Below are 13,545 nucleotides of genomic sequence, written 5' to 3' on the forward strand. Positions count from 1 at the left end.
ATTGATCCGAATTTGCATTATCGGTCTTCAAGTTCCGACAACACTTTTCGAACATCCTCATTTCCGGGATTCAACTCCAGTGATTTTTTGTAATTCAAAATCGCCTGATCGATGTTCCCCGATGCCTGGTTTGCTTTGGCCAGAAACTCAAAGGCTTTGGAAGAATTTGGATAGCTGACCGTATTTAGCGTAAAGAATTCTGTTGCCAGTGCATATTCGTTTTTATCGAACAGGAAATACTTTCCCAGCATTTCAATCAGGTTCTCAGGCGGCGGAATTTTCATACCATATTCCTTTGAAATATTTCGGTAATATTCTTGTATAAATGAAAGATCTTCAGAAAATTCAGGACTCTTAAAAATGTAGTAATCAGAAAAAATGTACGTCAAACCCTGGTACAAACTGCGGTAAGGCACCGTTAAGTGTATCTCGTCCTCAAAAATTTCAAACTTAAAGTTTTCCGCACCTTTCTTTTTCAACTCCTGTGTAAACGACAGCTGCGATCTCCGGAACGGTCCCTTATCCGGTTTTCCTTCGGGTGCGTTGTGTGCCGAAGACATATACAGTTTATTGCTGAAATTTTCAGCCTGATCGGGAAGCGATTTCAGTATTCGTTCGCAAACAAAATCATCCCAGTTTAGCGCAGGATCCATTGAAATAAATCCCTTAAACAAATGGCTGTAATTCAGGTAGGCATAAACACACAGCAAACCGCCCAACGAATGACCGGCTAATACCCGGTACGACGAAGCCCGGTACTTGCTTTCAATCTGAGGGATGAGTTCCTGTTCCATAAACTGCAGAAGCTTTTCGCCACCGCCGCTTATTTTTGCCGCATCGCTTTCAAAACCGTATATATCGGTTAAGCTGTGTGTTGGAGTGAGGTCGTGGTTACGGTCTTTATGAAATACGGCAACAACAATAAATTCGGGAATCATAAATTGCGAACTCATAAATTCAATCAGGCCCGAAGCCAGGTAGAAATGCTCATCCCCATCGGTGATAAACAATACCGGGTAGTTATCGGCACTTTTTTCGTAATTCACAGGTAAATGCACCCAGTATTCCCTGTCTTCGCCAAGTACTTCAGATTGTATGCGGTTCTTTTCGCCAAAATACAGTTGATTGTTTGTTTGACCGAACATCATTTTTGAAACAAGCAAAAGGCTGATCAAAAAAAGTCGGAAAACTAAGGTTTTCATTGTTTTTGGTTTTTGTTTAAAAATATGCATAATAACGAGACAAGACAGCACTTGAAACTATGTATTTAAGCTGGGCGGCATTTAGATTTATTCCCTCGAGAATTTCCGCTTTAAGTCTACCCAAAAACACACTTGTTTTCTATAAAAACACAGGTCTTTTTTAAAAATACACACTACATTTTTACAAAAACCTAAGGTGTTTTATCAGCTTCTGAGATGTACTGTCTTCAAGACCTGCAGCAAAAGATTATTTCTTTTATTCTGCAGTTAATTTGCGGAAAACCGTTCAATCCTCTTCCTTGCTTTCAATATTTCGCTGGGCCATTTCGAGCAGGGCATCCTGTACTACCGGATTGGTCAGCACATAATCGTGCCCCATGCGTTTCATATCGTCTTTGGTAATAATGCCTTTAATGTTCGAAACCTTTACAAAGCCGGGCAACTTATCCGGATCTTTTGGCCCCTTGTTGCCAATGCGGTTTTTCAGGTGGGCCACACTCGACATTTTCAACAATACATCTTTCGAATTAACGATCAGTCTTACGGTATCGACCATCTGATCGAGGTTATGAAAGGGTTCGCCTTCCTCGAAAACATCGCGCGGAGCAACGCTTCCAACAAAAATGGCACTGTTATAGGTTTTTACCAGCGGAATATTCTGTTTCTCCCGCTCCAGGATATAAGTGCGGAAAAGCTCGTTGGCCATCGACGAAAACAGGATACTGATTTTAATGTCTTTGGGATGAGTCCCCCAGTATTCGGTATCGCTCATAAACTCGTCGAGCATGTGCTGGAAAATGGCAAAATCGGCAGCTCCCCGTTTCGACACCTTCAATGCATGGTAATAACGGTAAGCCTTGTCTTCGGTTCCCCAGGCAAATACGCTTATTGATGCTTTATGGAAAAGTGAATCGCCATAATTTTGCTTTAAGCGCTGCATGTAATAGCTAATCTGTCGGTCGAAATTCTTGCCATAACCTCCAACAACGATATAGAAGTTTTTAATCCCCCGTTGCAGGCGGTTGTACTCGTAAATATCGTACATAATGTTGTGCTGCACCTTTTGCGTGGGGTACTTATCCTCGAAATTAATCGCCCTCAGGTTTAGCGAAATCGAGTCGTTATCGTAGTTATAGTTACAGAAATAAAGCGTGTTGGTTTGCTTGGTACTGCTGTTCTTAAAAGTGAATGTGTTGTCGGGATTTACCACCAGTTCGCGGTTGGTAAAAAAGGGTACTGTATTAATATCATCTTTTTTGTCGAGACTTAAAATGGTGGTTTCAATTTGTGCCTTTGTTAGAAACGATGTTGCCAGAAAAACCAGCAGCAATGAAAGTTTTAAATAGTTTGTCATAATTCCCGGGTTAAATTTTACTTAAAAATAGGGAAAAATGACCGAATTCAAAGCCTGTTTTTACTCCGATGTTTCGGATAAAATTTCATTTAGCAGATCGCTGATCAGATCGCCCTTAGTCAGCACCATCATATGCGAACCATCTTCAACCAGGTAATCGAAACTTACATTGCGTGCCGGAATGGTTTTATCCAGATCGCCATGAATATGAATGATGCGCTCATCATACGTTTGCCGTTTCCATTCCAGAATCATTTTAACGGTTCGTTTCATGAATTTCGGGTCTTTGTCGCGCAACATGGCTTTAAAAGTGCTGGCATCCTTTCCCCGGTCGGGCTCAACAATGGGTTGCAGAATTTTAGCACTTACCTTAATCACAGCTCCAGGGATGATCTCGTGAATAGGAATTACCCGTTGAAAGCGGTAACGAAACGGCAATTCTTTCCGGCTTTTGGCGCTTGAAATAAGGACAACATTCCGGGGGTGCAGAAAATCGTTCATTTCGGTTGCCAGCATGCCGCCAAGCGAAACACCGACAATCGAAAATTCGCGGGTAGTATCAATTTGATTAGCCAGATGGTGGGCAAAATCGCTCATGTTCCATCCTTTTTCGGGTGTTGAATAAGTAATGTTTCGAACTTCGTAAATCGAATCGAGGTGAATGTTTTTGTACAAACGGGCATCAGCTCCCTGCCCCGGAATGAGATATACGACCTGTTTTTGCGCCATTACGGCAAAAGAGCTCAGAACAATTGCTATGATAGCCAGTTGTTTCAAAATTACCAATTAATATTTTCCTCTATAAAAGCACTCAAATGCTTTGCCATTGTTTGCTGCTCGGCAATTGTCGGATGCCCCGGGCTATTTTTGTAAGGTTCGAAGAAGGTGTAAATTTCAGAGTCACCCACTCGTTTTACAGCTGCCTCTACCAGACCCGGCCAGCGCGATCCTTCGCGGGTGGCATCCATATTCCCCAGCATACAAATAATTGGCGTAGACGGGTATTCTTTTCTGATGGAACGTACAAAGTCGGCATACTTTTCGATGATAAATTCATCAGTAGGTTTTTCGGTTCCAAACTGGCGTTTAAATTCATCATGCCGCGGATTTTCAACCAGCCACGAATCGTTTTGGAAAAGATTGATAACCACCAAATCGGGCGAATACCGCGAGAAGTCCCAGCGGCTTTCCGGATCGGCAGGATCGAGCCGGTTGTACAGTTCGGGCATGATCAGCGGAAACCAGCTAATGGTTATTCCAATTCCGCTCTTGCAAATACAGCGGTATTCAGCATCGAAATGATCTGCGGTAAGTTTGGCGTAACTCAAATAGTTATTGGTGAAAATACTGTCGGAACGATCGCGGCCCGAAAAATCGTCTACAGCATATCCAGCTGTGATGGAATTCCCATAGAATTCAATTTTACGTTTTTTTGAAGGTGGTTTGGGCAGCACTTTGGAGGCACCTTCAATCTTAAAACCATAAAAGCGGCTCCAGCCCCTGTCCCACTCGGTTCGCTTAAAAATTTCGATTTGATGCGGACCTTCACTTAATCCTTCTGCCAGTGTATAAGAGTGCTGAACCGTATCGGGATGGAAAACAAAGAGGCTGTCGTTATCGATAATTACGTTGTAATAGTTGTCACCCCGTTCTTCGTCGAACATAGCAGAAACAGCGCTTCCTTCGAAGTTCAGGAGAATACTTGTTCCCGACCAGTATAATTCGGCGGCATCGGTTTTTGTAGTATCAATTCTGCCCCAGTATTGAATTTCAGGATTAGTACAGTTTACTATTAAATCGTGTTTTGGCGAGCAGGAAACTACCGCGGTAATAAAAAACAGCAGTAGCAGTTTAAAGGTTGAAGTCATAATATACAGCTAATTTGTCATGTACCGCAAAAGTACCAAATCCTTCAAAGTAAGCATTGTAATTATGGGATAATTAAAGATAGCGTTTGGATATCTTATCAATTTTATCGGCCAGTTCAAAATCCTTCATGGTTAAACCGCCGGCTTCGTGTGTGCTTAATTCAATGTTTACTTTTTTGTACGAATTGTCCCAGTTGGGATGGTGATCCGCTTTTTCGGCTACTAAAGCCACGGCTGTCATAAATGAAAATGCCTCGGTAAAATCACTAAAAATAAACTGGCAGACAATGCTGTTATCTCGTAATTGCCAGGATTTGTGTATGCGCGCTAATTGTTCCTGAATTTGTTGTGCAGTTAATTTTTCCATTGCTGTTGTTTTTACTGATTACACAGAGCCGCATTTTGAACGGCTCCTGTAATAGTAACAAACTGAGGATAATTGTGTTTTGAAAAGTCGTTTAAAATGAAATGCATGAATTCCAGCCATTTCGTAGTTAGGTGAAGAACGATTCCATTTTGGAAAGTGGTCCTAATTGCGGCGCATAGAATTACTCATTTTCAATCTGTTGATGCAGATGCGCCTTTTTTATTCTTTACATTTTTGGGTTAAGATCAATTCCTTTCCACAAAATTTCTTCGCTTAAACGAGGTGTATTCCACTATCTGGCCTTTATCTTCCAGTGCCTCTTTTAACAGCTCGTAATCGAGTTCCTGAAGGTTTATGTTGTCATTCATAGCCATATCGGCCATTATTGCCGCACTTTGCCCGAGTATCATAAATACCGGTTCCATGCGAATGGAGCCGTATGCAATGTGCGAGCTGGAAACAGCCACCGGTACCAGCAGGTTGTGGCATTCGTTTTCTTTAGGAAGGATCGATCCCATGGCAATCTGGTACGGTTGCTGCGGATGAACGCCAATATCGCCTTCATTTTGTACAAATCCATCGGGTGTAATGTAGCGCTGAACATTGTGTGAATCCATGGTGTAAGAACCCATTCCAATGGAATTTGGAACCCGTTTCTTTCCCAATACTTCATTTTCGGTCATTACGAAGTCGCCTTTCATGCGTCGCGCCTCACGCACATAAATCTGGAAAGGCCAGTTTCCGGTATCGGTAAACTCGTCTTTTGCAAGTCCCCACTGCTGCATTTCCTCCTGAATTTCTTTTGGTACCCGGGGATCGTTCGCATAAAAATAGAGCAATCCCTTCTGGTAAGTCTGATGTTCTTTAAGAATTTCAGCACGACGTTCATAACCGGCTTGCGGGTAATCGTAATTCATTCCGATATTGTCGAAACTAAATGGTCCGTGGTTGTTCACATCGGTTTTCAGGTTCGGAATCGGGTCGAACTTATTAAAAGTTTCATCCCAGCCGGCATCGAATAGCCTGACCAGCAGTTCGTACTGTGTAGAGTCGTAATCTGCAGGACGTTCAAAAGGAATCCGGTTCTCCGGCACTTTTGTCAAACACATGCGGTAACAATAGGCCTGCACCTTCTGATCGGCCTGACCTTTTTGTCCCGGTGGTTCCGTTGAAATCCGGGGCAGTACGCCGCTATCCGCATCTCCGGGAACAACATACGGACTGATGTTCAGGTTTCCAAAATGGTGGCCGTGATGCAGTACCCCGGTTTGTACACCGTTCCATTGTTCGTTGTATGCTCTGTTCGATTCGCGCCCCACTGTATAACCAATGCCTGCCGCAGCCATTAAATCGCCTTCGTAAGTGGCATCGATGAACATTTTTCCGGAGAAAGTCATTCCGTCCAACATGCGAATGGAAACGATTTTTTTTTCTTCCAAAACGACACCGCTTTCGCGATCGAGCCACTTATCACGGTATACTTTAATGTTGTTTTCAGCCACAAAATCTTCAAAAATTTGCTCGGCAACGTGAGGTTCAAAAATCCACATGGTTCTCTTGTCTCCATCCATTGCAGGTGTTCCCTGACCTTTATTTCCGTATTGTTCTTTCGATTGCCATGTCCATGAATCTTCGTCCTGATAATGCGAATAAACGCGTTGATAAAACTCACGGGCCAGACCGCCGATTACTTCTTTATTGCCGGTGTCGGTAAATCCTAAACCCGACGATGTCATTCCTCCCAGGTGTTTCTCAGGACACACAATTACAACTGATTTATCCAAACGGACGCATTCCACAGCAGCTGTTACTGCAGCCGAAGTACCTCCATAAATGATTACATCAGCCTGAACAGCATTTTTTTGTTGACCGGATTTGCACCCTGCAATCAATAGTATACCCAGCAAGAATAAAATAGTAAGTTGTTTTAGATTTTGAATCATTGTTTTTTGATTTCGTAAGAAATAGATTTTAATAGAATTTTAATGTTTGACTGGCATCGTTTTTTTATCGGGATGCCGCTGGTAATGTTCGTTTAGCGGATGTTGATCTCCTCTGCCTTCAACATAAACAGCCACCCATTCTGCGAGTCTTCTGCCTAGTCTCATGCACGCATCTTTTTCCTTCTCCAGTCTTGGTTCGCCGGCTTGCATAGCACCATAATGGGCAGTGTACTGGTGTGCCACATAATCGGTAATCCCAAAAACCAGGAAGCCAAAATTCATCATAATAATATTTAAAGCCTGGCAGGTGAGTTCTGCTCCTCCGCCCCAGCCTCCCTGTGAACTAAAAGAACAACCCAGTTTACCGTCAACTTTCATCCACACTGGAGTACAGTCTTCCCAGAACTTTTTCATTTCGGCTGCAACCGTTCCCAGGTAGGTAGGCGATCCAAGGGCAACGCCATCACACCAAACGATATCTTCAATGCTTGCTTCATTTACCGAAAGCAGCCTTATGTCGTGCCCGGGCACCTGTTTCGCTCCCTGCATGACATATTCGGCCATCTTTCTGGTATTTCCATCTTTCGAATAATACAATATCAGAATTTTACCCATAAGCAGTTTTCATCTTAAATCAAAAGTTCATCTTACCTGTACCTTCTACGCACTTTAACCTCGAATTCTTTTCCAACTTCAAAGCCGTCTCCGGAAACACTCAGCTTGTAAGTACCTGGTTTTACAGCTTCATCACTGTCGTCCAGCAAATTCCAGTCGATGTAATTTAAGCCGCTTTCGCCGTTTATTTTTTCCACGAAAATTTCGGTTCCGTCAGCATCGTTAATACGCCAGTCAACTTCTCCCGCAGCCTTCAAATAAACCGGGGCGTGCATGCCTGCGGCATTTCTACGATAGTATCTGCCCGGCGCATAAACTTCCGGTATATCCAGAATCACGGCAGCTTCGTTACTTTCCTTAGCTTTAGAAACCTGTTTCATCAAACGGATATCCAAAACCCAGATACCACGACCGTGAGTGGCGATTACAGCCATATCGTCGCGCTGATGAATTTGAATGTCGTGCACGTAGGTGGTTGGCAAATTGCCGGTCAATACATCCCAGCTTTCGCCGCGGTTGGTTGAAACGAATACACCGTAATCAGTTCCAACGTAGAGCATATTCTCATCTTTTGGGTCCTCGCGAATTACATTCACAGGTCCGTAAGGAATGTTAGCCTTAATGCTTTCCCAAGTCTGTCCATAATCTTCCGATTTCCAGATGTAGGCCGCAAAATCATCGTCACGCTTGCCATTCTGTGTCATGTAAACACGTCCTTCAGCAAAACGCGAAGCTTCCATTTGCGACACCCATTTCCGATAAGGCAATCCTTCGTTGATCTCAGCCCAGTCGGTTCCGCTGTTTTTGGTTACCCACACGCGGCCATCGTCGGTTCCGGCGTAAATCAAACCAAATTTCAAAGGCGATTCGCTGATTGCAAATATGGTTTGATACGGGATATCGCCTTTCATGTCCTCATTGTTGTAAGTCAAATCGGGGCTGATCCGCTCCCAGCTTTTTCCTGCATTCATCGAGCGGTGAACAAACTGGGTACCGTGATAGACAATCCTCGGATTATGGGGCGAAAGAATAAAAGGTGCCAGCCACTGGCCACGCAATTTATCCACTCCTTCGGGCACCGGCGGCATGATATTTTCGCTGTTAAAGCTTTTCATATCGGTTTTCGTGATGGTGCCGTAAAATCCCGCAGAATAGACCTGATCGGGATTCTCAGGATTGATCACATGGTTGCTGCCTTCACCACCCGGAGCATATTCGAACTCAACCGGCTGGACCTGGTCGCGGCCACGGCTCAAATCAACAGTTCCCCGGTAACTTCCGTGATCCTGAACAGAACCATACACTTTAAACGGCTCCGACATATCGATACCCACATTAAAAAATTGTGCCAGCGGAAGGTTGTTGTAAAAGGTGCGAAAGTTTTCGCCATCATAAGAAACAGCAACACCACCATCGTTTACATTCACGAGGTAATTCGTGTTATCCGGATCGATCCAAAGCCCATGGTGGTCCATGTGCATTCCAGGCAAATCCTTAAAAGTTTTACCGCCATCTTCTGAAACATTGAGGTAGAGCCCCATCACATAAATCTTTTCCGGATTAACCGGATCAACCCTGATTTGTCCGAAAACCCATCCGTAAGTTCCCGACATATTTTCCATGTATTCATTCTGCCCGCTCACCTGACGCCAGTTTTCGCCACCATCATCCGAACGATAAACGGTTGCTCCTTTAATTCTTCCGCTGCTTGGGCGGCCGTATGCATCAACGGTAGCGTTAAATTCATCGCTCTCTTCCAGCTTTTCATAGTTATCGACAAACGCATACAATGTTTTGGGCTGTGCCTTGCAGAGATCAATGCCGATTCTTCCCAAATGTTCCGGCGCAGGCAGCCCCTTAGTTATTTTCGACCAGTTTTTTCCTCCGTTGGTTGTTTTATACAATCCGGTTTCTGTGTAATTTGCTTCGGTGCGCGGATCGTTCCATTTTTTGCGAATACGTTGCCACATGCTTGCATAAATCACATCCGGATCAGAAGGATCCATCACCAGATCGTATGCTCCGGTCATTTCATCGACGTACAACACTTTTTCCCAGCTATTTCCCCCGTCGCTTGTTTTGTAAACGCCCCTTTCCTTGTCGTTCGTCCATTCGTTTCCTCCGGCTGCCACATAAATCACATCCGAATTTTTCGGATGCACCAAAATCCTCGAAATGGTATTTGTGTTAATCAATCCTTTATGCTCCCAGGTTTCGCCACCATCTTTCGACACATAAATTCCTGCCCCGGCATTCGAACTTCTGAAAATATTGGCTTCACCCGTACCGGCCCAAATCGTATTCTGATTCTGCAGATCGAGTGCCAGATCACCAAAAGCGGTTGACATACCGTGTTCTAAAATCGGTTTCCAGGTAATTCCTTCATTTTCGGTTTTCCATATTCCTCCGGATGCTCCGGCTACATAAATGGTGTAATTTTCACCTTTTGGCCTTACCACTTCCACATCGGTCATTCGTCCGCTAATGTTTGTGGGGCCTGCAAATTGCCACGGTACTTGTTTGTAAATTGAATTCTCCTTAAGTTCAAGAAATTCGTTATACCATTTCTGACGTTCTTTGGCAGGTGTTTTTTCAATTACTTTCTGAGCAGTTGCCGATCCCAAACCAATCAGCAGAAAAATTAGTATGGTGTAAATACTTCTAAACATAAAATTGATTGTTAAATTTGTTGAAAACGATTCTTGATCCTAAAACTAAATATAAAAAACAGAAATGTGAATATTTACAAACAAAAGTCGTTTTAATTATGTTAGTTGATTATGTAAGTAAAACCAGGGCAACCCCGTGGAACATATAAATATCATTCACATAGCAGGAATTCAAATTAACGAGCCGATCGTAACGCTGACCGACCTGGTAGTTTCGTTGGTTTGTTTTGTTGCGGCCTGGAAAATCCACCGATCAGGAAAAAAAGAACGGGTGTTTCTCTATTTTAAGATTTACTTTTTTGTAATGGGAATAGCCACAACCTTAGGAGGATTAGTTGGTCATGCCTTTTTGTATAATTTCAATTTCTACTGGAAACTTCCCGGCTGGATCACCAGTATGATATCGATTATGTTTGTTGAGCGTGCCGCCATTGAACATACTCGCATTCAGCTGCCGCCCAAAATTGTAAAAGTACTGGGTGTCATTAATATTTTCGAATTTCTGACTTTCCTAACGCTCACAATTGTTACCTTGAATTTCTTTTTTGTTGAATTTCACTCGGGGTATGGATTGATGTTCGTAGTGCTTTCGCTTGAAGGCTTTCTATTCATAAAAACAAAAAACCAGGCCAGTAAAATGATGTTGACAGGGGTGTTTTTTGCTGCGATTGCGGCCCTGTTTTTTATGAATAAAATTTCACCGCACCAATGGTTTAACTACCTTGCCGTGAGCCATACATTTATGGCCCTTGCTGCATTATTTTTCTATTTAGCCGCCAGTAAAATCGATATGTCCACCAACTCTAATCCGGTGAATTAATCCACTTATCTAAAATCGATTTAAATAATCCCGGAGCTGTAACACAAATCGCAAATTTTAGTCTTATCTAAAAACCAATTTATGAGACTTACGTTTGTTTTCGTTCTGTTACTATGTTCATGTATTGCTTTTGCTCAGGAGAAGCGCACTTATACGGCATCCACATCAGAAAACTTATCCATTACCATTAACGGAAAACTGGATGAACCCGAATGGCAGGATGTTGCTCGTTGGGAAGATAATTTTACACAATTTGAACCTGTTGAAGGTGAAGCTCCTTCACGTCAGACCGAATTTGCCATTTTATACGATGCCAATAATATTTATGTAGCCATACGTTCATTCGACAATCCCGACAGCATTTCCATGCGCATGTCGCGAAGAGACGAAATAGAAGGTGATTTAGTTGGTATTGCTATTGATTCGTATTTCGATAAAAGAACACACTTTTTCTTTATTGTATCGGCGGCCGGTGTGCGTTCGGACAATGTTGCCAGTAACGACGGAAATAACGAAGATGATACCTGGGATCCGATCTGGATGGTAAAAACACAAACTACTTCAAGCGGCTGGACCGCAGAGATGCAAATTCCACTCACGCAGCTCCGCTTTAAAGAAAGTGAAGAACAACTGTGGGGAATGAATGTATTCCGTTATATTTTCAGAAAAGATGAGCTTTCGACCTGGCAGCCGATGAAGCGCGAAACAGCAGGTTTCACCTCGCAATTCGGACTGATGAACGGGATAAAGAACATTAAGCCCAGAAACGCGCTGAATGTTACACCTTACGCTGTTACCCGAGCCGAACGCTTTGAAAAAGAACCTGAAAATCCGTTCAGAAGTAGCGGAAAAGAAAATGGTTTTGATGCCGGTCTGGATGCCAAAATAGGCCTGACCAATAACCTGACCATGGACCTCACCATTAATCCGGATTTTGGACAGGTTGAAGCCGATCCCTCGGAAGTAAACCTGAGTACTTATGAAACCTTTTTTGAGGAGAAACGCCCGTTTTTTATCGAGGGGAAAAATATTCTTTCCTACAGCCTTTCGTTTGGCGATGGCGATCTGGCTGCCAATAACCTCTTTTATTCGCGCCGAATCGGAAGACGTCCGCATTACGGACCGGATACGGAGGATGGCGAATATGTTGATCAACCTGATTTTACCCGAATTCTGGGAGCCGCAAAAATCAGTGGTAAAACTTCCGACGGCTGGTCGTTTGGTTTGCTGGAAAGTGTAACCTCAGAAGAATACGCCAAAATCGATGGCATAAACGGGAAACGTTCGCAATCGGTTGAACCGCTTACCAATTACGCAGTTGGGCGCATTCAAAAAGATTTTAACGAAGGGAACACCTATATCGGGGGCATTTTAACTGCTGTAAACCGGTCGATTGACGATGAACACCTGGAATTTCTGCATAAAAGCGCTTATTCCGGTGGCGTTGACTTTGTACACAAATGGAATGATAAAAAGTGGCTGCTCGATGCGGGCTTGTATTTTAGCCGAGTGGCAGGTACCGAAGAAGCGATATTGAATACGCAAACCATGTATTCGCGCACTTATCAGCGTCCCGATGCAGATTATGTGACACTCGATTCATCCCGGACTTCGCTTGGCGGATATGGCGGGAAATTTACTTTTGGCAAGGTTGGAGGCCGCTTTCAGGCTGCTGCAATTTTTAACTGGAAATCGCCGGGGCTGGAAATTAATGACGTTGGCTTTACACCCCAGGTTGACGAAATTATGCAGATTTACTGGATGGGTTATCGCTGGTACGAGCCGTTCTCCATCTTTAGAAGTGCCAACGTGAACTTCAATGAATGGACCGTTTACGATTTTGGTGGAAACCTTTTAAATGTTGGCGGAAACATGAACGGACATGCTCAATTTAAAAATTTCTGGCGTGCCTTCGCCAATGTGAACTGGGAAAGCGAATCACTTTCGCACGCTGTTCTGCGTGGCGGCCCATCGATGAAATTAGCAGGGAGTACAGGATTCTACACTGGTGTATTCTCCAATCCACAGAAAAAATTCACTTATGGTCTGGATGGCGGAATGAGTTGGAGTAATGATAAAGATTACAATTCACGTAAAAGTTTTGAAGTAGAATTTGGTTACCGGCCAATGGAGGCACTGCAAATTGAAATAGCACCGGAATTTATGGTTAACGACAACATGCTGCAGTATGTTACCCAGGAAGACTATCGGAACGATACTAGGTATATTCTAAGTACCATTCACCAGAAAACTTTTGCTACTTCAATTCGCATAAATTACAGTATAACACCCGATCTTACTATCCAATTTTGGGGACAGCCATTTGTTGCGACCGGCGATTATCACGACTTTAAATACATTACCGACAGCAAAGCAAGCGATATCGATAACCGATACAGCTTATATACCGATCAGCAGATTACTTTTGACGCCCATGCTGAAATGTACCGGATAGACGACAATCTTGACGGCACAGTAGACTATGCCTTTGACAAGCCCGATTTTAACGTACGGGAATTTTTATCGAATCTGGTTTTGCGTTGGGAATACCGGCCGGGTTCCACTGTTTTCCTCGTGTGGTCGCAAAACAGAAGTTGCTTTGAAAACATTGGTCATTTTGATTTGAGCAACGATTTCAGAGCACTTTTCGAAGAGAAACCCAACAACGTGTTCCTTGTGAAGTTTTCGTACCGGATTGGCCGATAAA

The 13,545-nt window shown here is 43.4% G+C and carries 10 protein-coding genes; 2 read left to right on the forward strand and 8 right to left on the reverse strand.

Translation table 11 applies throughout. From position 1 onward, the window contains the following. Positions 1 to 17: 17 nt before the first annotated feature. The 8 genes from HFD85_RS08675 to HFD85_RS08710 all read right to left on the reverse strand — a co-directional run bounded on the left by HFD85_RS08675 (position 18) and on the right by HFD85_RS08710 (position 10,018). Entirely contained in the window at positions 18 to 1,202 is a 1,185-nt protein-coding gene (locus tag HFD85_RS08675; protein WP_167607814.1) for an alpha/beta hydrolase-fold protein, read from the reverse strand. Positions 1,203 to 1,488: 286 nt separating this feature from the next. Then, entirely contained in the window at positions 1,489 to 2,556 is a 1,068-nt protein-coding gene (locus tag HFD85_RS08680) for a hypothetical protein (RefSeq protein WP_167607817.1), read from the reverse strand. Positions 2,557 to 2,616: 60 nt separating this feature from the next. Continuing rightward, on the reverse strand, positions 2,617 to 3,333 hold the full coding sequence (locus HFD85_RS08685) for an alpha/beta fold hydrolase (RefSeq protein ID WP_206081916.1): 717 nt from the start codon (positions 3,331 to 3,333) through the stop codon (positions 2,617 to 2,619). A gap of 2 nt (positions 3,334 to 3,335) precedes the next feature. After that, positions 3,336 to 4,424, reverse strand: a complete 1,089-nt coding sequence (locus HFD85_RS08690; RefSeq protein ID WP_167607824.1) for an SGNH/GDSL hydrolase family protein — start codon at positions 4,422 to 4,424, stop codon at positions 3,336 to 3,338. A 73-nt stretch (positions 4,425 to 4,497) separates the two neighbouring features. Continuing rightward, positions 4,498 to 4,791: a 4a-hydroxytetrahydrobiopterin dehydratase gene (locus HFD85_RS08695; RefSeq protein ID WP_167607826.1), complete on the reverse strand. Its 294-nt coding sequence runs from the start codon at positions 4,789 to 4,791 to the stop codon at positions 4,498 to 4,500. A gap of 245 nt (positions 4,792 to 5,036) precedes the next feature. Next, a complete protein-coding gene (locus HFD85_RS08700; protein ID WP_167607828.1) occupies positions 5,037 to 6,734 on the reverse strand; it encodes an FAD-dependent oxidoreductase in 1,698 nt (565 codons plus the stop codon). A 39-nt stretch (positions 6,735 to 6,773) separates the two neighbouring features. Beyond that, positions 6,774 to 7,349, reverse strand: a complete 576-nt coding sequence (locus HFD85_RS08705) for a flavodoxin family protein (protein WP_167607830.1) — start codon at positions 7,347 to 7,349, stop codon at positions 6,774 to 6,776. Positions 7,350 to 7,381: 32 nt separating this feature from the next. Continuing rightward, on the reverse strand, positions 7,382 to 10,018 hold the full coding sequence (locus HFD85_RS08710; RefSeq protein ID WP_167607832.1) for a VPS10 domain-containing protein: 2,637 nt from the start codon (positions 10,016 to 10,018) through the stop codon (positions 7,382 to 7,384). A 136-nt stretch (positions 10,019 to 10,154) separates the two neighbouring features. Between HFD85_RS08710 and HFD85_RS08715 the strand changes: the two genes are divergently transcribed. Continuing rightward, complete coding sequence (locus HFD85_RS08715; RefSeq protein ID WP_167607835.1) at positions 10,155 to 10,838, forward strand: DUF6962 family protein; 684 nt, start codon at positions 10,155 to 10,157, stop codon at positions 10,836 to 10,838. 81 nt (positions 10,839 to 10,919) lie between these two features. Next, complete coding sequence (locus tag HFD85_RS08720) at positions 10,920 to 13,544, forward strand: DUF5916 domain-containing protein (protein ID WP_167607838.1); 2,625 nt, start codon at positions 10,920 to 10,922, stop codon at positions 13,542 to 13,544. The last annotated feature ends 1 nt before the right edge of the window (position 13,545 follow it).

The organism is Maribellus sediminis (assembly GCF_011799805.1).
Taxonomy (GTDB): domain Bacteria; phylum Bacteroidota; class Bacteroidia; order Bacteroidales; family Prolixibacteraceae; genus Draconibacterium; species Draconibacterium sediminis_A.

Bases quoted from the DNA above. Each gene is read 5' to 3' on its own strand.
- HFD85_RS08675 (WP_167607814.1), bottom strand. From the start codon at position 1,202: ATGAAAACCTTAGTTTTCCGACTTTTTTTGATCAGCCTTTTGCTTGTT.
- HFD85_RS08680 (WP_167607817.1), bottom strand. From the start codon at position 2,556: ATGACAAACTATTTAAAACTTTCATTGCTGCTGGTTTTTCTGGCAACA.
- HFD85_RS08690 (WP_167607824.1), bottom strand. From the start codon at position 4,424: ATGACTTCAACCTTTAAACTGCTACTGCTGTTTTTTATTACCGCGGTA.
- HFD85_RS08695 (WP_167607826.1), bottom strand. From the start codon at position 4,791: ATGGAAAAATTAACTGCACAACAAATTCAGGAACAATTAGCGCGCATA.
- HFD85_RS08700 (WP_167607828.1), bottom strand. From the start codon at position 6,734: ATGATTCAAAATCTAAAACAACTTACTATTTTATTCTTGCTGGGTATA.
- HFD85_RS08705 (WP_167607830.1), bottom strand. From the start codon at position 7,349: ATGGGTAAAATTCTGATATTGTATTATTCGAAAGATGGAAATACCAGA.
- HFD85_RS08710 (WP_167607832.1), bottom strand. From the start codon at position 10,018: ATGTTTAGAAGTATTTACACCATACTAATTTTTCTGCTGATTGGTTTG.
- HFD85_RS08720 (WP_167607838.1), top strand. From the start codon at position 10,920: ATGAGACTTACGTTTGTTTTCGTTCTGTTACTATGTTCATGTATTGCT.